The organism is Janthinobacterium sp. BHSEK (assembly GCF_056174685.1).
Genome location: NZ_JBWBYV010000001.1, coordinates 56,280 through 74,114 on the forward strand (window position 1 = coordinate 56,280; position 17,835 = coordinate 74,114).

16 protein-coding genes are annotated in these 17,835 nt (G+C 64.8%); 8 read left to right on the plus strand and 8 right to left on the minus strand.

Annotated features, from left to right (window positions below):
* Positions 1-3: 3 nt before the first annotated feature.
* A complete protein-coding gene (locus tag AC0V2Y_RS00315) occupies positions 4-1,158 on the minus strand; it encodes an acyl-CoA dehydrogenase family protein (protein WP_475416235.1) in 1,155 nt (384 codons plus the stop codon).
* A gap of 51 nt (positions 1,159-1,209) precedes the next feature.
* Complete coding sequence (locus tag AC0V2Y_RS00320; RefSeq protein ID WP_475416234.1) at positions 1,210-2,034, minus strand: IclR family transcriptional regulator; 825 nt, start codon at positions 2,032-2,034, stop codon at positions 1,210-1,212.
* Between the two features lie 270 nt (positions 2,035-2,304).
* Here AC0V2Y_RS00320 and AC0V2Y_RS00325 point away from each other — a divergent pair, with 270 nt between their 5' ends.
* Together AC0V2Y_RS00325 and AC0V2Y_RS00330 are read left to right on the plus strand one after the other, a co-directional pair.
* Positions 2,305-4,299 carry a TonB-dependent receptor plug domain-containing protein gene (locus AC0V2Y_RS00325; protein WP_475416233.1) on the plus strand — a complete coding sequence of 665 codons (1,995 nt, stop codon included), beginning with the start codon at positions 2,305-2,307 and terminating at the stop codon, positions 4,297-4,299.
* A 30-nt stretch (positions 4,300-4,329) separates the two neighbouring features.
* Complete coding sequence (locus AC0V2Y_RS00330; protein ID WP_475416232.1) at positions 4,330-4,866, plus strand: molybdopterin-dependent oxidoreductase; 537 nt, start codon at positions 4,330-4,332, stop codon at positions 4,864-4,866.
* 54 nt (positions 4,867-4,920) lie between these two features.
* On the opposite strand, the gene AC0V2Y_RS00335 is transcribed toward AC0V2Y_RS00330, so the two are convergent.
* Genes AC0V2Y_RS00335 through AC0V2Y_RS00345 form a run of 3 tightly spaced genes read right to left on the minus strand, consistent with a single transcriptional unit; the run spans position 4,921 to position 7,816 of the window.
* Positions 4,921-5,850, minus strand: coding sequence for an alpha/beta hydrolase (locus AC0V2Y_RS00335; RefSeq protein WP_475416231.1), 930 nt, complete (start codon positions 5,848-5,850; stop codon positions 4,921-4,923).
* Positions 5,847-6,719, minus strand: coding sequence for an alpha/beta fold hydrolase (locus AC0V2Y_RS00340; protein ID WP_475416230.1), 873 nt, complete (start codon positions 6,717-6,719; stop codon positions 5,847-5,849). The genes AC0V2Y_RS00335 and AC0V2Y_RS00340 overlap by 4 nt, the downstream gene beginning before the upstream one ends.
* 35 nt (positions 6,720-6,754) lie before the next feature.
* Entirely contained in the window at positions 6,755-7,816 is a 1,062-nt protein-coding gene (locus tag AC0V2Y_RS00345; protein ID WP_475416229.1) for a sugar phosphate isomerase/epimerase family protein, read from the minus strand.
* Between the two features lie 140 nt (positions 7,817-7,956).
* On the opposite strand from AC0V2Y_RS00345, the gene AC0V2Y_RS00350 reads away from it, so the two are divergent.
* Positions 7,957-8,562 (plus strand): TetR/AcrR family transcriptional regulator, encoded by a 606-nt coding sequence (locus AC0V2Y_RS00350; protein ID WP_475416228.1) that lies wholly within the window; start codon positions 7,957-7,959, stop codon positions 8,560-8,562.
* A 20-nt stretch (positions 8,563-8,582) separates the two neighbouring features.
* On the opposite strand, the gene AC0V2Y_RS00355 is transcribed toward AC0V2Y_RS00350, so the two are convergent.
* The gene (locus AC0V2Y_RS00355; protein ID WP_034782850.1) at positions 8,583-8,954 is read right to left on the minus strand and encodes a flagellar basal body protein; all 372 of its coding nucleotides are present in this window, start codon (positions 8,952-8,954) and stop codon (positions 8,583-8,585) included.
* A gap of 240 nt (positions 8,955-9,194) precedes the next feature.
* Here AC0V2Y_RS00355 and AC0V2Y_RS00360 point away from each other — a divergent pair, with 240 nt between their 5' ends.
* The 5 genes from AC0V2Y_RS00360 to AC0V2Y_RS00380 all read left to right on the plus strand — a co-directional run bounded on the left by AC0V2Y_RS00360 (position 9,195) and on the right by AC0V2Y_RS00380 (position 13,874).
* Entirely contained in the window at positions 9,195-10,310 is a 1,116-nt protein-coding gene (locus tag AC0V2Y_RS00360; RefSeq protein ID WP_475412308.1) for a dienelactone hydrolase family protein, read from the plus strand.
* A 112-nt stretch (positions 10,311-10,422) separates the two neighbouring features.
* The gene (locus AC0V2Y_RS00365) at positions 10,423-11,910 is read left to right on the plus strand and encodes an NYN domain-containing protein (protein WP_475416227.1); all 1,488 of its coding nucleotides are present in this window, start codon (positions 10,423-10,425) and stop codon (positions 11,908-11,910) included.
* A gap of 136 nt (positions 11,911-12,046) precedes the next feature.
* Positions 12,047-12,664: a PAQR family membrane homeostasis protein TrhA gene (trhA, locus tag AC0V2Y_RS00370; protein ID WP_475416226.1), complete on the plus strand. Its 618-nt coding sequence runs from the start codon at positions 12,047-12,049 to the stop codon at positions 12,662-12,664.
* Positions 12,665-12,745: 81 nt separating this feature from the next.
* The gene (locus AC0V2Y_RS00375; protein ID WP_475416225.1) at positions 12,746-13,627 is read left to right on the plus strand and encodes a LysR substrate-binding domain-containing protein; all 882 of its coding nucleotides are present in this window, start codon (positions 12,746-12,748) and stop codon (positions 13,625-13,627) included.
* Between the two features lie 22 nt (positions 13,628-13,649).
* The gene (locus tag AC0V2Y_RS00380; RefSeq protein WP_475416224.1) at positions 13,650-13,874 is read left to right on the plus strand and encodes a TFIIB-type zinc ribbon-containing protein; all 225 of its coding nucleotides are present in this window, start codon (positions 13,650-13,652) and stop codon (positions 13,872-13,874) included.
* A gap of 16 nt (positions 13,875-13,890) precedes the next feature.
* Here AC0V2Y_RS00380 and AC0V2Y_RS00385 read toward each other — a convergent pair whose 3' ends face one another.
* Positions 13,891-16,776, minus strand: a complete 2,886-nt coding sequence (locus AC0V2Y_RS00385; protein WP_475416223.1) for a bifunctional diguanylate cyclase/phosphodiesterase — start codon at positions 16,774-16,776, stop codon at positions 13,891-13,893.
* A gap of 153 nt (positions 16,777-16,929) precedes the next feature.
* Positions 16,930-17,700: a spermine/spermidine synthase domain-containing protein gene (locus AC0V2Y_RS00390; RefSeq protein ID WP_475416222.1), complete on the minus strand. Its 771-nt coding sequence runs from the start codon at positions 17,698-17,700 to the stop codon at positions 16,930-16,932.
* Positions 17,701-17,835 lie beyond the last annotated feature (135 nt).

Below are 17,835 nucleotides of genomic sequence, written 5' to 3' on the forward strand. Positions count from 1 at the left end.
CCTTCACTTTTGCGCTGCCTTGATCATGTTGCGGGCGATGACGATCTGCTGGATCTGCGTCGTGCCTTCGTAGATGCGGAACAGGCGCACGTCGCGGTAGAAGCGTTCGGCCGCGTATTCGCTGATGTAGCCGGCGCCGCCGTGGATCTGCACGGAGCGGTCGGCGACTCTGCCGCACATTTCGGAAGCGAACAGCTTGCAGCACGACGCTTCCGTCGAGATGTCTTCCTTGTTGTCGCGCCGGCGCGCCGCGTCGAGCACCATGCTGCGCGCCGCATAGATTTCCGCCTTGCTGTCGGCCAGCATGGCCTGGATCAGCTGGAATTCCGCGATGGGCTGGCCGAACTGCTGGCGCTCCATCGCGTAGGCGAGGGCGTCGGCCAGCATGCGTTCGGCCGCGCCCACGCAGACGGCGGCGATGTGCAGCCGGCCCTTGTCGAGCACCTTCATGGCTGTCTTGAAACCCACGCCTTCCTTGCCGCCGATGATGTTCGCGGCGGGAACGCGGCAATTTTCGAAGATGACGTCGCAGGTATGCGCGCCTTGCTGGCCCATTTTCTTATCTATTTTGCCCAGGGAAAGGCCCGGCGTATCCTTTTCCACGATGAAGGCGGAGATGGCCGAGGCGCCGCGCTTGACGGGGTCCGTGCGGGCCATGACGGTAAAGATGCTGGCCTCGGGCGCATTGGTGATGTAGCGCTTGCTGCCGTTGAGGATATAGAAGTCGCCGTCGCGCACGGCCGTCGTGCGCAGCGAGGCGGCATCCGACCCCGATCCCGCTTCCGTCAGGGCGAACGAGCCGATGATCTCGCCGGCCGCCAGCTTGGGCAGATAGTATTGTTTTTGCGCTTCCGTGCCGTCGATGACGATGCCTTGCGAACCGATGCCGTTGTTCGTGCCGATCAGCGAGCGGAAGGCGGGCGAGGTGCGGGCGATTTCAAAGGCCACGCGCACTTCCTCTTCCATGCTTAGTTCCAGGCCGCCGTAGGCTTCCGGGATGGACAGGCCGAACAGGCCCAGTTCGCGCATCTGCGCCACGATGGCGGGCGGGATCGTGTCCGTTTCGGCCACCTGCGCCTCGTTCGGTACCAGCACTTCGCGCACGAAACGGGCGATGCTGTCGAGCAGGATGTTCAGGGTTTCTTCGTCGCGTATCATCGGTTTCCTCGGCGCTTTGAGTTGATCTATCGTTGAGAGGGGGCGCGCAGTCTAACCGCGGCCCAGGTTTTTTTCCACTGTCTTGACCAGGGCCACCAGACGCGGTCCCAGGTCGGATTCGAGTTTTTCGCGCGACAGCAAAAAGGCGGGGCCGCCGCAATTGAAGGCCATCACCTGTTCGCCGTCGGCACCCAGCATGGGCACGCCCACGGCATGCACGTCGTTCTGCCATTCGCCGGCCGAGATGCAAAAGCCCCGGTCCTGGTAATCCTTGAAGCCTTGTTCGATGCCGGCCTTGATGCGCGGCCAGCGCTCCGTCTCGTGCACGCGCGCATGGTCCATCAGGTAGTCGCGCTCGGCCTGCGGCAGGATGCACAGCAGGGCCTTGCCCATGGCCGTCGTCATCAGGGGAATGCGCGAGCCGACGTCGAGGCGCAGGGTGACGTTGGCGCTGCTGCGGCACGTTTCCACGTAGACCATGCTGAGGCGGTCGCGCGTACCCAGCGACACGGACGCCTGCGCATGTTCGGCCAGTTCCTCCATCAGCGGACGCGCCATCTTGCGCACGTCGAGGTTCGACAGCATGCGGTAGCCGAGGGCCAGCACGCCGGCGCCCAGCTGGTACTTGCCCAGGTTGTCCGAATAATTGAGGTAGCCCAGTTTGGTGAGGGTGTAGGTGAGGCGCGAAATGGTGGGCTTGGGGATGCCCGTGCGCTTGGCCATGTCCGCGTTCGACAGATAGATTTCGCCGGGACGAAAGCACCTCAGCACTTCGAGGCCGCGCGCCAGCGCGTTGACGAACTGGCGGTCCTTGCCTTCCTCGTCATCGCTGAAGACGATGATTTCCGGATCCGTTGCGGCCTGAATATTTGTCATATTTGCATTCATTTTCGAACTCCCTGGAAATCAGTTTGCCTAGCCGCATCCTGCATGTCAATCGTTTTGTGAAACATTCGTTCGCACAGCGAAATGCTGCAGTGCATGAAAAAAACGTGAGGAATTGACTTGCGCGAGGGCTTTTGCCCTTGCCGCTTGAGTATCGCTATATACATCTGTATATTGCGCCGTTGGATGACGGCCGCCGCATGCGTGGCCGCTTTTTTTGCATATCGCTATATAAGACGATATATAACGGAAGAGAGCAAGATGACGATGGTGAAACAGGTATTGGCAGGCGCCGTGATGCTGGCGCTGGCGCAGATGGCGCAGGCGCAGCAGACAAGCGGCAAGGATGAGGCGGCGGCGTTCGTGCTGGGCACGGTGACGGTGGTAGGCCAGCGTGAACAGGCAGGCCAGATGGAACAGCAGGTGGGCGCGCAAGTGAGCCGCGCCGAGATGCGCCGCTTTAACCGCGACAACGTGGGCGACGCATTGAATTTGCTGTCCGGCGTGTCGCTGTCGACCAATGCGCGCAACGAGAAAACCGTGGCCATCCGCGGCTTCGATGCGCGCCAGGTGCCGCTGTACATCGACGGCATTCCCGTCTACGTACCGTATGACGGCTACGTCGATTTCAATCGCTTCACGACGTCCGACCTGGCCGCCATCCAGGTGGCCAAGGGCTTCAGTTCCGTGGCCTACGGCGCCAATACCCTGGGCGGCGCCATCAACCTGGTGTCGCGCAAACCGACGGCTTTGATGGAAGGCGATGCGTCAGTGGGATTCGGTTCGGGCAGCGAGCGCCAGGTGTCGGCCAACGCGGGCACGAACCAGGGCCTGTGGTATCTGCAGGCGGGCGTGTCGTATATCGACAGCGACGGCTTTCCTCTGTCGTCCGATTTCCGCCCCACGGCCACGGAAGGCGGCGGCATGCGCAATAACGCCTATCGCAAGGACCACAAGCTGTCGTTCAAGGTGGGCTACACGCCCGATGGTGCGCAGGCGGGCGACGAGTATGCGCTCAGTTACTACAAGCAGCATGGCGAAAAGGGCCAGCCGCCATCGACGAATCCCGTTGGCGCGCGCTACTGGCAATGGCCATACTGGAACAAGGAAAGCGTGTATCTCGTCTCGCAGACGCGCCTGGGCCGGCAGGAACGCCTGAAACTGCGCTTGTACCACGACAGCTATGACAATGAAATCACCTCGTTCACCAATGGCAGCTACAGCACCATCAAGACCAGCGGCCAGGGCAGCGTCAGCGGCGGGAGCAGCATCTATAACGACTGCACGAACGGCGGCGCGGTGGAGCTCGAATCGTTCCGCCTGGCCGCGCACAGCCTGCGCCTTGTGGCCAGCTACAAGGCCGACGAGCACCAGGAACGCGATGGCAAGGGCGTGCGCACCACCTGGTACAAGGACGCGCTGTGGACCCTGGGCGCGGAAGACAGCATCGCCCTCAATGCGGCGACGGAACTGTCGCTGGGCGCCTCGCGCAACGCACTGCGTCCGGACACGGTCTACAGCGCCGGCAATGCCTACACCTTGCCCGATAATCAATCGGCCACCGACCTGCAGGCGGGATTGTTCCACAAGACCGGTCTTGACTCGCGCGTGTATGCCACCGTGGCGCGCAAGTCGCGCCTGCCGACCCTGAAGGACCGCTACTCGCAGCGCCTGGGCACGTATATCGAAAACCCGGCCTTGCGCGCCGAGCAGGCGATGAATTACGAGCTGGGGTATCAAGGAAGCATGCAGGGTGCCAGCCTGGAAGCGGCGCTGTTCTACAGCGACGTGAAGGACAAGATCCAGAGCGTGGCGAACGTGGCGGGCGTGCGTTCGCAGATGCGCAACGCGGGCAGGGCGCACATCAGCGGCGTGGAACTGGGCGTGCGCGGCCGCGCCGGCGCCTGGCTCGATTTCGGCGGCAATTACACGTACACGGAGATGAAGAACGTCAGCGACCGCGCCATCCGCCTGACGGACGTGCCGCGCCACAAGCTGACGGCGCACGCCGTGCTGCACGCGGCGCGCCAGGTCGACGTGGTGGCCATCGCGGAAGCGAACAGCGGGCGCTGGGTCTCGAACACGCTGGAGCTGGGCGGCTTTGCGGCAGTGAACCTGAAGGCTGTGTACCGTCCCCTGCCTGCCTTGACCTTGGAAGCGGGCGTGGCGAACCTGGCTGACCGCAACTACGCGCTGGCCGACGGTTTTCCCGGCGCGGGCCGCACCTGGCTGGCCAATGCGCAATACCAGTTCTGATTTTTTGATTGTTCCATGAAAGGACACAGCATGTTGAAGACCATACTGACGAACCTCGTTTCGGCGGCGCTGCTGGCGGCGGCCCCCGCATGGGCCGGCCCGGCGCCGGCGCGCGAGAACATGAGCCACGCGCTCACCGTGACGGGCAAGGTGGCAGCGCCGTTGACCCTGACGGTGGCCGGCCTGCGCCAGCTGCCGCCGGCCAATGGCGGAGAGATTGCCGTCACGCGCCACAATGGCGACAAGGCCGAAACCATCACCAGTTATCGTGGCGTGCGCCTGCGCGACATCCTCGACAAGGCGGCGCTGGACGCGCCCGGCCACAACGACGTCAAGAAGCTCGCCATCATCGCCACGGCCACTGATGGCTATGCGGTGGTGTTTTCCTGGGGCGAGCTGTATAACGCGCCGGCCGGCGAGGGCGTGATCGTCTATTATGAAAAAAACGGCAAGGCCCTCGACGACAGCGATGGCGAAATCGCCCTCATCTCGGCCAAGGATATCCGCACGGGTCCGCGCCATGTGAAGTGGCTGAACGCCATCGAGGTGCGCAAGCTGGTGGAGTGATGCGCAGCTGATACTAAAAAAACGCGCCGTGGAGCCATCCCCGGCGCGTTTTTTCTATGCCGCCAGCGCTTGCCGCATGGCCTTGCCCGCCACGTCGAACAAGCCGCGCGCCGCTGGCGTCAGGCCCAGCATGTGTATCGATGCATGGATCATGCCGTCGAGCTGCACGCATTGCGCCGCCACGCCGTCGTCGCGCAAATACCGCGCATAGGCTTCGCCTTCGTCGTGCAGCGGGTCGTATTCGCATACCAGCACGGTCGCCGGCGGCAGGTCCTTGAGCGACGCGGCCTGCAGGGGCGCCGCGTAGGGCTGCGCGCCGTCAGCCGGCTCGTTCAGGTAGGCCGACCAGCAAAAGCGCATGGCTTCCCGCGTCAGCGAATGGCCTTCCGCATAGCGCTGGTAGGACGGCGTGTCGAAGGAAAAATCGAGCGCCGGGTACAGCAGCAACTGGTGCGCCAGCGCGGGTCCCGCCTGGTCGCGCGCCATCAGGGCGGCGGCCGCCGCCAGGTTGCCGCCTGCGCTGTCGCCGCCCACGGCCAGCCGTTTCGCATCGATGCCCAGCATCTCCGCCTGCTCGGCGATCCAGCACAGGGCCCGGTAAAAGTCGTTCAGCGGCACGGGAAACTTGTGCTCGGGCGCCAGCCGGTAGTCGACGGAAAAGATCACGCAACCGGTGGCGTTGGCCAGCGCGCGGCAGGGATTGTCGTACAGATCCAGCGAGCACAGACACCATCCTCCGCCATGCGCGAAGACGATGGCCGGCAAGGGCTGGCCCGTGTCCGCGCCGGCGGGCACGTAGGCGCGCACGGTGAGCGCATGCTCGCCCGGCAGCACGTAATCCGTGACGGACGCGACGTCTTCCAATGGCCCGTGCAGCTGGCGCAGTCCCGTTTCCGTGGCCGCGCGCAGGTCCGCCAGCGAGGCGGGCGGCGGCGCATCCCTGGTCTGTTCCAGCCAGGCGGCGATCAGCGGATCGAGGCTCATGCGGGCTCTCCGGCCAGGAACGGCAGCAGGTGGGCGATGAACGCTTCCGGCTGTTCTTCCATGATGAAGTGGCCGCATTCGGCAACGATGGCGCCTTGCAGGATGTCCGCCTTGCCCTGCATGGTCAGCAGCGGCGCGTCGTTGGTGGCGTGGTCGGCGCCGATGGCCAGCACCGGCATGGCCAGGCGCGTCTTCGCCCGTTCGAGGTTTTGCCGGATGGTTTCCGGAATCGCCCGGTAGTAGGCGAAGCCGGCGCGCAGCGCGCCCGGCGTGGCATACGCGTCCGCATACACGTCGACGGCCACCTTGTCGCGGCGGTAGGACCAGCGGTCAAGGATGAAGCGGATGTATTCGCGTTCCTTGCCCGCCGTGAGCATTTCCGGCAAATCGAGCACCTGGTTGAACATGAAGTGCCACAGGAAGATGTTATCCGACGGCGCGACGAAAATCGGCGGCGCGGGCGCCAGACCGGGAATCACGGCTTCCGTCAGCGCCAGTTTCGTCACGGCCTGCGGGAAATCGCTGGCCAGCGCATAGCCGACCCACATGCCGATGTCGTGGCCAACCACGTCGTACTGCGTGTGGCCCAGGGCCAGCATGGCGCGGTGCAGGGTGGCGGCAATGGTGCCCGTATCGTAGCCATCGGCCGGGCGGCTCGAATGGCCGCTGCCCGGCGGATCGATGGCGATGGCCTGGTAGCCGCTGGCGGCCAGCGCCGCCATCACGTGGCGCCACGCATACCAGGTTTGCGGCCAGCCGGGGATCAGCAGCACGGGTTTGCCGGTGCCGGGACCGGCGATGACGCAATGCAGGCGCTGGCCGTCGATGCGCACGTAGTCGTGGGTGTAGCTGTCTTCATTCTGATGCATGGCAAGTCCTTGTATTGATTCAGTTAATTGGTTGATTAGTTGTGCGCGATGCCGAGCAGGGTATTGATCTGCTGCGCGCTGACGGGGGCGCCGGCGAAGTCGTCGAAGATCTTGTCGGTCACGGGAATGATGTGGGCATTGATGAAGGCCACGCCTTCACGCGCACCCACTTCCTGGTCCTTCAGGCAGCATTCCCATTCCAGCGTGGCCCAGCCCGCGTAATCGTTTTGCGCCATCTTCGAGAAAATCGCCTTGAAGTCGACCTGGCCATCGCCCAGCGAGCGGAAGCGTCCGGCGCGGTTTTCCCACGACTGGTAGCCGCCGTAGATGCCTTGCCGTCCTGTCGGATTGAATTCCGCATCCTTCACATGGAACATGCGGATGTGGTCTTTATAAATGTCGATGAATTCCAGGTAGTTCAGCTGCTGCAGCACGAAGTGGCTCGGATCGAACAGCATCTTGCAGCGCGGGTGGCGGCCCACGCGCTCGTAGAACATTTCGAAGCTGATGCCGTCATGCAGGTCTTCGCTCGGGTGGATTTCGTAGCACAGGTTGACGCCCTGTTCTTCGCACACGTCGAGGATGGGCAGCCAGCGGCGCGCCAGTTCGTCGAAGGCCGCCTCGATCAGGCCGGGTGGGCGCTGCGGGAACGGGAATAAATATGGCCAGGCGAACGAGCCGGAGAACGTGCCCATGTCGGTCAGGCCCAGGCGCTTCGATGCCATGGCCGCCAGTTTCACTTGCTCGATGGCCCACTCGGTGCGCGCCGCCGGCTGGCCGTGCAGGTGTGCCGGCGCAAAGCTGTCGCACAGCGCGTCGTAGGCCGGGTGCACGGCCACCAGCTGGCCGAGGATATGCGTCGTCAGTTCGCTGATGACGAGGCCATGGCTGGCCAGCATGGCAACGAGGTCGTCGCAGTATTGCTGGCTGTGCGCCGCTTGCGCCACGTCGAACAGGCGCGCATCCCAGGCGGGGATCTGCAGGGCCTTGAAGCCCATGCCGGCCGCCCACTCGGCGATGGCGGGCAGGGTGTTGAAGGGCGCCGTGTCGGCGGCGAATTGTGCCAGGTGCAGGCTTGGTCCTTGGATGGTTTTCATATCGGCTCCTATTGTTTGTCGATCGACAAAGAATAGGCGAAATTTTCCCTTCTGTCAAGCCCGTGATGCAAAATAAATCGGGAACGCGCCGTGGGCGCCAGGCGTTATACTGGCCGCCACTTCGCAAGCAGAGGATCAAGATGGCAGGAAGACCGAGGGAATTTGACCGCGCGCTGGCGCTGGCAAAAGCGCGCGACGCGTTCTGGACGCGCGGCTACGAGGGTGTATCGATGGCCGACTTGGTGGCGGCGCTGGGCATCGCCTCGGCGCGCATCTATGCGGCGTTCGGCTCGAAGGAGCAGTTGTTCCGCGAAGCCGTGGAATTGTATGAAACGGGCGAGGGCGCCTTTGCCGTGCATGCGCTGGCGGCCAGCCTGAATGTGCGCGACGCCGTGGCGCGCATGCTGGAAGAAGCGGTGCTGCTGTACACGCGCAGCGGCCAGCCGCAAGGCTGCATGGTGGTCACGGCCGCGACGAACACGAGCGCGGAAAACGCGGGCATCGCCGACTGGCTGGCGCAGCACCGCCGTGCACGCACGCAAGCTGTCATCGAACGCCTGCGCGCGGCGCAGCAGGCGGGAGAATTAAAAGGGGAGGCGGACGTGCAGGCCTTGGGCGACTACTATGCGGCCTTGCTGCATGGCCTGTCGGTGCAGGCGCGCGACGGCATTCCGGCCGAACGGCTGCTGGCGCTGATTCAACCGGCGATGGCGCCTTTGGTGCTGGCAATGCAAAAACCGGACTAGCGTGTCGATAGTCGCCGTACTTAAGTCTTGACGTCGATCAGGCTGCCCAAGGCCTGGTCGGCCGCCTTGACGACATTCGCCGATAAATTAAAGCCGGCCTTGTAGACGAGGTTATCCGTCAGCTCGGACGCGAGGCCCACGCCGTTCGGCCGGCTTTCCGCCGCCTTGGCCGCATTCGCATTGGCGCCGCTGACGCTTTCGCTGGCGGCCAGCTTGCGTCCTTCGACAGACAGGGTAACGCCCGTGCCGGCCGGGCTGGCTTCCTGGAACTCGGCTTGTTGCGGCTGGAAGCCCGGCGTATTCGCATTGGCGATATTGTTGGCGGCCACATCCAGCGCGCGCTGGTTGGCGGTCAGCCCCGAGGTACCGGTGGTGAGGGCGGATATGGACATGGCAACTCCTTCAGAATGCGCCCAGTTTACTCCCGCCAGCGGGAAAAGTGGTTGGTGCAAGGCAACATTTTTTCACGCGGGTGCCTGCCGCAAAAAATAGGTGCATCACGTAATTTTTTTATATTGTTCTGTGGCATTTCGCTGCCTAGACTGGCAGGGAAGTCATCCACGGAGTCCGCCATTTTTCACCTGTTTCGTCCTATTTTCCTGGGTTTTCTGCTCAGCCTGCCTTGCCTGCCCTTGAAAGCCCAGCTTGCTCTCTCCCAGTTGCCGCTCGACGTGCGTCTGAACGAGCAGGTCATCATGGTGCCGGCCGGCGATGGCTTGCGCGAGATGCTGGAAACGACGGTGTTCCGTCCAGCCGGCCCCGGCCCGTTTCCCCTGCTGCTGATGAATCATGGCAAGCAGGCCGGCCCGGCCCGGCTGCAGGCGCGCGAGCGCTTCATCTATATGGCGACCGAATTCGTGCGCCGCGGCTATGCGGTGATGCTGCCCATGCGCGCCGGCTTTGCCCGTTCCACGGGCGCCTACCGCGATTTCGGCTGCGACATGCTGGGCAATGCCCAGGGCCAGGCGCGCGACATGCTGGCCGCGCTCGCGTATGCGCGCCGCCAGAGCTGGGTCGACCCGGAACGCATCGTCGTCGCGGGGCAGTCGTATGGCGGCATGGCGGCACTGGCGCTGGCCACCCGGGTGCTGCCCGGCGTGCGCGGTGTGCTCAATTTTTCCGGCGGCTTGCGCGTCGACATGCCCGGCTGCGACTGGCAAGGGGCGCTGGCCAAGTCCTTCGCCACCATGGGCGCCTACAACCACATTCCCAGCCTGTGGCTGTATGGCGCGAATGACTCGTATTTTTCGCCGGCCCTGGCGCGGCGGTTGTTCAATTCCTTTACCGGATCGGGCGGCCGGGCGCAATTGCTCGCCTATGGTCCGTTCAAGCGCGACGCGCACCTGACCCTGGGCAGCCGCGACGGCGTGGCCGTGTGGTTGCCCGCCACCGAGCGCTTCCTGCGGAAGATCGGCATGCCGGTGCGCCAGGTCTACCGCGTGGCCGAGGCGCCGTCGCCGCCCGCTACGCATTTCGCGCCGCAGGACGATATCGCCGCCGTGCCCTACCTGGAAGAGCAGGGGCGCGCCGCCTACCGCGTCTTCCTGGAGAAAACCGCGCCGCGCGCCTTTGCCCTGTCGGCCAGCGGCGCCTGGGGCTGGGCCGAGGAGGGCGAAAGCCCCGATGTGCGCGCGCTGGCCTCGTGCCAGCGCCGGAGCAGCCTGCCGTGCCAGCTGTATTCCGTCGATGAAAGCGTCGTTTGGCCGGTCGCCGGCGCCAGCGCGAGCGCCGCCGGCGGCGCGCAATAGGCGGGCTGCGCACGATAGTTGTCGCCGAAACGGGGGATGGGCGAATATACTAGGCGAAAAGGGAGGCGTTGCGCTTCCCGTCCGCCCTTATCATCAGCGAGAATTCACCCTTATGGCGTCATCCCCAGAAAACCTCAGCATGGCCGTGTTTTGCGACTTTGAAAACGTCGCGCTTGGCGTGCGAGATGCAAATTACGAAAAATTCGATATCAAGCCCATCCTTGAACGCTTGCTGCTCAAGGGCAGCATCGTTGTCAAGAAGGCATATTGCGACTGGGACCGTTATAAAAGTTTCAAGGGCACCATGCATGAGGCGAACTTCGAACTGATCGAAATTCCCCATGTGCGCCAGTCCGGCAAGAATTCGGCCGACATCCGCCTGGTGGTCGATGCGCTGGACCTGTGCTACACCAAGGCCCACGTCAACACCTTCGTCATCATCAGCGGCGACTCCGATTTTTCGCCGCTCGTGTCGAAACTGCGCGAAAACGCCAAGCAGGTGATCGGCGTGGGCGTCAAGCAGTCGACCTCCGACCTGCTGGTGGCCAACTGCGACGAATTCATTTTCTACGATGACCTGGTGCGCGAGAGCCGCCGCACGGCCGCCAAGCGCGACGCGCGCGAAACCCCGGCGGCCAAGCGTTCGCCCGACGAAGAAGTGCGCCGCAAGGAAAAATACGAGTCGCGCAAGACGGAAGCGATCGAAATGGCCGTCGCCACCTTCGACGCGCTGGTGTCCGAGCGGGGCGACAGCGGCAAGATCTGGGCCTCGATGCTGAAGGAAGCGATCAAGCGCCGCAAGCCGGACTTCAGCGAGTCCTACTACGGTTTCCGCACCTTCGGCAACCTGCTGGAAGAAGCGCAAGCGCGCGGCTTGCTGGAATTTGGCCGCGACGAGAAATCGGGCGCCTATGTCTACCGCAGCAGCGGCCTGGTGCCTGTCGCTGCGCCCGTGAACGGGGAAATCGCCAGTGACGTCATCGCCAGCGGCGAAGCCGGCGCGACGGCGGAAGAGGGCAATCACCGCGAAAGCGGCAGCCGCCGCGATTCACGCCGCAATGGCCGTGGCGGCCGCAAGCAGAACGAGCAGCGCCGCGGCGAGTCCGCGCCACAGGCTTTCGTGCCGGTGGCCGACGCCGAAACAACCGTCGTCGATCAATATGCGCCGGCGCCGCAGCCGGAGGTGGTGCATGAAGTGGCCGAAGCCGCAGTCGAGGTCGTAGCGGAAGAGGGCAACGCCAAGCGCGGTTCGCGCCGCAATGGCCGTGGCGGCCGCAAGAATGGCGATGGCGCCCGCGAAGCGCGCGCCGAGGTGGTCGAAGTGGCGCCAACGCCTGAACCGGTGCCCGAGCCAGTCGCCGAAGTGATCGTGGAAGCGGCCGCCGAAGCGAAGCCGAAGGCCAAGCCGCGCACGCCGGCGCGCAAGACGGCAGCGGCGAAAAAGCCGGCCAGGAAGGCGGCCGACGCCGTGGCGGAAGCGGCGCCCGTGATTGAGGCGGCGCCGGTGGAAGTGGCCGTCGTGGCGGAAGACAAGCCGGCCAAGGCGCCGCGCAAGACCCCGGCACGCCGTCCCGCGCGCAAGAAGGCGGAAGCGGCTTGATAGTTTGAGCAGGAACAAGCGGGGCGGCAATCGCATGCGCCCCGGCTTTTCCTGTGCCTGCCTTGCGCAAACCGCGCACCCCGATCTCCCCAAGCGTGTAGGATGAGCCTGTTTTTAACGCAGCGGGCGGTCAAGCATGTACCACGGTGAACGGTTCAACAGTATTTCCCATACGGTGGGCGCCGCGCTGGCGGCCGTCGGCGGCGTCATCCTGATCGTCGCGGCGGCCCGCACGGGCGATCCCTGGAAAATCGTCAGCTGCAGCGTGTATGCGGCCATGCTGCTGACCCTGTACCTGACTTCCACCCTGTACCACAGCGTGCGCGGCAAGGCCAAGGCCGTGCTGCAGCGGCTCGACCATTGCGCCATCTACCTGCTCATCGCGGGCACCTACACGCCCTTCATGCTGGTGACCCTGCGCGGGCCGTGGGGCTGGTCGCTGTTTGGCGTCGTCTGGGGCCTTGCGCTGTTTGGCATCGTGCAGGAATATGTGTATGCGAAAGGCGCGCGCATCCTGTCGCTGGTGATTTACGTGGCCATGGGCTGGCTGATCGTCATCGGCATCAAGCCGCTGCTGGCGGCGCTCGAGTGGAACGGTTTCCTGTGGCTGGTGGCGGGCGGGCTGTGCTACACGGGCGGCATCGCTTTCTATGCCACCGACCACAAGCTGCGCCATGGCCACGGCATCTGGCACCTGTTCGTGCTGGCCGGCAGCAGCTGCCATTTTATCGCCATTTTGTTCTACGTTGCCTGACGTTGCCTGCTTGCTCTCACTGTTGCCATGATTCCATTATAATGGCGGGATATGTGAAATGCAGGCAACAATAAGGCAGCAATGGATATCAATTCGGACGACCTGAAAATTTTCGTCACCGTCATCGACAGCGGCACCCTGAGCGCGGCCGCCGGGCACCTGGGGCAAACCACGTCGGGCGTCAGCCGCGCCCTGTCGCGCCTGGAAGACAAGCTGGCCACGTCGCTGCTGACGCGCACCACGCGGCGCATGGAGCTGACGGAAGAGGGGCAGCTGTTCCTGGACAAGGCGCGCGCCATCCTCGCCTCGATGGAGGACGTGGAAGAGTCGATCCGCATCCGCCGCCAGAAACCGGCCGGGCGCCTGTCCGTCGATGCCGCCTCGCCCTTCATGCTCCATTGCGTGGTGCCCCACGTGGCCGAATTTCGCGCCATGTACCCGGACATCCGCCTGGAACTGACCAGCAACGACCAGATCGCCGACCTGCTCGAGCACCGCACCGATATCGCCATCCGCATCGGCGCCCTGGTCGACTCGACCCTGCATGCGCGTGCCCTGACTGCCAGTCCGCTGCACGTGCTGGCCACGCCCGCCTACCTGGCGCGCCACGGCGAACCGGCTACCCCGGAAGCGCTGTCCGGCCATGCGCTGCTGGGCTTTGCCCAGTACGACCTGGGCAACAACTGGCCGCTGCGCCACGAAGCGGGCAACAGCCTGCAGATCGTGCCCGCGCTGGCCGCCTCCAGCGGCGAAACCCTGCGCCAGCTGGCCCTGCACGACCAGGGCATCGTCTGCCTGTCCGACTTCATGACGAAGGATGATATCGCCGCCGGCCGCCTGGTGAAAGTGCTGCAGCCGTTCTACACGGGCTACCGCCAGCAGATCCACGCCGTCTACTACCGCAACACGCAGCTGGCGCAGCGCATCAGCTGTTTCCTCGAATTCCTGCAGCACAAGCTGTAGGCCGGGCATGAAGGAGACGGAAATGGAGTGTCCTACCTGCGGCGAATACGGCGACCTGATTCTTGCGAAAGTCAGAAAGACGGGGCAGGAGGTGGTCGTTTGCACCGAATGCGACAATCTGTGGGCCGAGCCGGGCAGCGCGCCCGACATCGACGCCGGCGAGGGCGTGGCGGAGTTTCTGGCGGCAGCCGGCCTCGCTGACGACTGGAAGGAACTGGCGCTGCTCGCCAGGCTGTCGGCGGGCTAGCCTGCGCGCACGCGCGTCAGGCCGCGGCGTTCACTTCCTTCGTTTCGGCCCGCAGCAGCAGTTCCACCTCGTGCGCGGGCAGCGGGTGACTGAAGTAATAGCCTTGCGCCTCGTCGCAGCCGTGCTGGCGCAGGTAGTCCAGCTGCTCGGCCGTTTCCACGCCTTCGGCCACCACGCGCAGTTTTAAGTTGTGCGCCAGGGCGATGATGGAGACGACGATGGCCGCGTCGTCCGCGTCGCGCGCCACGTCGCCGACGAAACTGCGGTCGATCTTCAGCACGTCGATGGGGAAGGTGCGCAGGTAGGCGAAGCTGGAATAGCCGGTTCCGAAGTCGTCGATCGACAGCTGCACCCCCAGCGCCTTCATGTCGTGCAGCTGGCTGACGGCCAGCGCCACGTCGTGCATGAACAGGCTTTCCGTCAGTTCCAGTTCCAGGCAGGCGGGCGGCAGGCCCGTTTCCAGCAGCACGTCGGCGATCGAGGCGACCAGGTTCGGCTCGTTGAACTGGCGCGCCGACAGGTTCACGGCCAGGCGCAGCGTGTCCAGTCCCGCCGCATGCCAGCGTTTCACCTGCGCGCACGCCTCGCGCATGACCCAGGCGCCGATCGGCACGATCAGGCCCGTATCTTCCGCCAGCGCGATGAAGCGCTGCGGCGCCACCATGCCCAGGTCCGGGTGCTGCCAGCGCAGCAGCGCTTCCACGCCGACGATGCGCCCGCTGGCCAGGTCCACCTGCGGCTGGTAATGCAGCACGAACTGCTCGCGTTCGAGCGCGTTGCGCAGCGCCGTCTCGATGCGCAGGCGCTCCAGGGTGGCCTGGTTCATGGCCGTCGTATAGAACTTGATGTTGTTGCGCCCCTGTTTCTTGGCGCAGTACATGGCGATGTCGGCCTGCTCGATCAGGTTCTGCGTCTCGCCATTCAGGGTCACGTCGCCGGGGGCGTCGTAGCGCGACATGTCGTAGACGGCCACGCCGATGCTGCAGGTGACGAAGAATTCCTTGCCATCCAACAGTACCGGCTGGGCCACGGCATCCATCACGCGCTGCACGATGGCGGCGCTGAGCACCTCGTCGGCCTGTTCGCACAGGATGGCGACGAATTCGTCGCCCGACAGGCGCGCCACCGTATCGGTCTCGCGCAGGCTGGCCTGCAGGCGCGTGGCGATGGTTTTCAGCAGCAGGTCGCCGGCCTTGTGACCCAGGCTGTCGTTCACGAACTTGAAACGGTCGAGGTCGATCAACAGCACCCATAGGGCGCGGTTCTTGCGGCGCGACAGGGCCATCGCTTGCGCCAGGCGGTCGCGCAGCAGGGCGCGGTTGGGCAAGCCCGTCAGCACGTCGTGGTGGGCGATATGCTGGATTTGCTGCTCGGCCAGCTTGCGCTCCGTGATTTCGGAACCCGTGCCCCGGTAGCCGCGAAATTCACCCAGCTCGTTGAACAGCGGTTCGCCATTGATGCTGAACCAGCGCAGCTGGCCGTCGCGGTCCTGCATCGCATATTCGAGGTTGGAAAAGGGCAGGTGCGCTTCCAGCTTGGCGATATGCTGCTTGCCCCAGCGCGAATTGCGCATTTCCGGGTTGTTGTCCCAGCGCGTCATGCCGATGAAGCGTTCCAGCGGCATGTTCGACTTGTCCGTGAAACCGCTGGTGATGTGGGTGAAGCAGAAGTTGGCGTCCTGTTCCCAGTACCAGTCCGAGGACAGGGCCAGCAGGCGGCGGAAGCGCTTTTCGCTTTCCTGCAGGGCGCGCTCGGTGCGCTGGCGCGCGCGCACGTCGGCGCTGAGCAGCTCGTTGCTGCGCTTGAGGTCGGCCGTGCGCTGCTCCACCAGCAGCTGCACGCGGCGCGAGCGCTGCGTCAGCGACTGCACGAAGGCGGCCGTCAGCATGCTGAACAGCAGACCCATGATCAGCGTGAACAGGGAACCCAGGTGGTCGGCCAGGAAGGGGCGCGGATGGGCCACCACGCGCACATGCCACGGCCGGCCGGCGGAAACGAAGGCCCGGTCATAGTGGCTGTGGTAGGCAAATTGCAGCCAGCGCGGCAGCGATTCCCAGGCGCCGCCCGCTTCGTCTACAGGCGCCTGGCCATGCCGGAAGATCATCTGGCGCGGGTCGGCGCCGGCGTCGGCGTAGACGCTCAGTTCGAGCTGCGGGTCGCCCAGCAGGTCGGCGCCGGCGAGGATCTTCTGCACCAGCTCCCCGGCCCGCACGATGACCGCCGTATCGCCGATCAGTGCCGCGCGCCGCTGCTGCACCGTTTGCAGCGGCACGCCGTGGCGGTACACGGGACGCACGATGACGAAGCCCTGCTGCGGTCCCTGCGCCAGGGCCAGCAGGCCCGTGGCGGTGGTCTGGCCGCTGATGATGGCCTGCTCCAGCGCGCGCGCCAGCACGCCGTTCGGGCTGACATTCAGGCCGAAGGCGGGGCGGTTGCCCTGCAAGGGTTCGAGGTAATCGACCACCAGATAGCTGGCGCGCGTCGTCGCGGGCACGATGACGCCATCGCGCATTTCCGTCATGGCGTAATCGGGTGCGATGCGCCGCAGCTCGGCCTCGAAGGCGTCGCGCTGGGCATGCGGCACGATACGGTGGAAATTGAAGGCCTGGATGAACGGGTGGCGCTGCAGCAGCGGCGTGGTGAAGGCGTGGAACTGCTCGCGCGTGACGGGCACGACGGCGGCAAACAGCTGGTTCGTCGTCGTCAGCACCTCGACGGCGTCATCGAGCCCCTGCTCGATGGCGGCCACCCTGGCGCCGGCGCGCTGCTGCAGGCTCAGGCTCATCTTGTCGTATTCGAGCTGGCTGATGGCGGCGAACAGCACGGCCGTCACGCTGACGCCGCAGGCGAAGGTCAGCGCGGCCGCGGCGGAAATCGACAATGGCAGGCGGCCACGCAGCATGGGTTTTCCTATCTCACTTCATGGACACAATTGCTCGGCAGCACCTGCGGGCCCGCGCAGGCCGTAGTTTGTCATAAACCACATCCATCATGCGAATTTTGCACCAGATCGCTGCTAATAAGCAACAATATCTATGGCCATGGCGGGCGACTATCAGTTGTCGCGTGCGCCTGATTGCCGGCGCAAGCGCCACAACTGCCATGCCGGCAGCAGCCGGTTCAGGCAAGCCAGGCCGCATGCGCGGCGCCAGCGCACCAGGCGCACGACGCGCAGGGCGCGGCCCGCCCCGAGCTTGTCCGGCCTGGCGGCGAAGATGATGCGGTTGTTGCCGGCGATGTCGTCGAAGTGGCATACGGCGCCGCGGAAGGTGAGCATCAGGCGCGCCAGCATGGCGGGATAGTGCTCGTCATAACTGAACAGGTTGGCCACCAGCACGCCGCCGGGCAGCAGCGTGCGCAGGCAGTCCGCATAGAAGCGGGCGCTGCCGAGGGCGGGCGGCAAGCCCGTTTCGTCGTAGCCGTCGAGCAGCAGCACGTCGGCGCAGCCCGGATGCTGGCGGATATAGCTGACGGCATCCGTTTCGATGATGCGCAGGCGCGCGTCGTCGGGCGGCAGCATGAATTGCTCGCGCAGGGCGATCACGTCGGCGCGCAATTCCAGCACCGTGATACGGGTGTCGGGCAGGTGGCGGTGGCAGAATTTCAGCAGCGAACCGCCGCCCAGGCCCACCATCAGGATATGCCGGGGACGCGGCACGAACAGGGTAAAGCACATCATGGCGCGCGCATAGCGCAGCAGCAGATGGTCGGGGCGCGACAGCAGCATTTCGCTCTGGATCATGCCTGGCTGGAATTCCAGGCGGCGCCGGTCGCCACAGGTATGCACCTGCGGGGCAAGCGGGGTGGTGCTTCTGTTTTCCGGCATGGGACGACTTCGCTGAGTGGACTGGGGGAGATGCTTTGTTGCATTCAGAGAAATCTGATAAGCTCCCGTGAGCATACCCGATTAATCCGCGCCGAGCATGCTGCGTATACTATGTATATGGCGCGCGGCGGCACG

Excerpts from the sequence above, each read along its gene's own strand:
- AC0V2Y_RS00325 (WP_475416233.1), top strand. The coding sequence starts at position 2,305 with ATGACGATGGTGAAACAGGTATTGGCAGGCGCCGTGATGCTGGCGCTG.
- AC0V2Y_RS00330 (WP_475416232.1), top strand. The coding sequence starts at position 4,330 with ATGTTGAAGACCATACTGACGAACCTCGTTTCGGCGGCGCTGCTGGCG.
- AC0V2Y_RS00365 (WP_475416227.1), top strand. The coding sequence starts at position 10,423 with ATGGCGTCATCCCCAGAAAACCTCAGCATGGCCGTGTTTTGCGACTTT.
- AC0V2Y_RS00350 (WP_475416228.1), top strand. The coding sequence starts at position 7,957 with ATGGCAGGAAGACCGAGGGAATTTGACCGCGCGCTGGCGCTGGCAAAA.
- AC0V2Y_RS00385 (WP_475416223.1), bottom strand. The coding sequence starts at position 16,776 with ATGCTGCGTGGCCGCCTGCCATTGTCGATTTCCGCCGCGGCCGCGCTG.
- AC0V2Y_RS00320 (WP_475416234.1), bottom strand. The coding sequence starts at position 2,034 with ATGACAAATATTCAGGCCGCAACGGATCCGGAAATCATCGTCTTCAGC.
- AC0V2Y_RS00340 (WP_475416230.1), bottom strand. The coding sequence starts at position 6,719 with ATGCATCAGAATGAAGACAGCTACACCCACGACTACGTGCGCATCGAC.
- AC0V2Y_RS00375 (WP_475416225.1), top strand. The coding sequence starts at position 12,746 with ATGGATATCAATTCGGACGACCTGAAAATTTTCGTCACCGTCATCGAC.
- AC0V2Y_RS00315 (WP_475416235.1), bottom strand. The coding sequence starts at position 1,158 with ATGATACGCGACGAAGAAACCCTGAACATCCTGCTCGACAGCATCGCC.
- AC0V2Y_RS00345 (WP_475416229.1), bottom strand. The coding sequence starts at position 7,816 with ATGAAAACCATCCAAGGACCAAGCCTGCACCTGGCACAATTCGCCGCC.
- AC0V2Y_RS00355 (WP_034782850.1), bottom strand. The coding sequence starts at position 8,954 with ATGTCCATATCCGCCCTCACCACCGGTACCTCGGGGCTGACCGCCAAC.
- trhA (WP_475416226.1), top strand. The coding sequence starts at position 12,047 with ATGTACCACGGTGAACGGTTCAACAGTATTTCCCATACGGTGGGCGCC.
- AC0V2Y_RS00335 (WP_475416231.1), bottom strand. The coding sequence starts at position 5,850 with ATGAGCCTCGATCCGCTGATCGCCGCCTGGCTGGAACAGACCAGGGAT.
- AC0V2Y_RS00380 (WP_475416224.1), top strand. The coding sequence starts at position 13,650 with ATGGAGTGTCCTACCTGCGGCGAATACGGCGACCTGATTCTTGCGAAA.
- AC0V2Y_RS00390 (WP_475416222.1), bottom strand. The coding sequence starts at position 17,700 with ATGCCGGAAAACAGAAGCACCACCCCGCTTGCCCCGCAGGTGCATACC.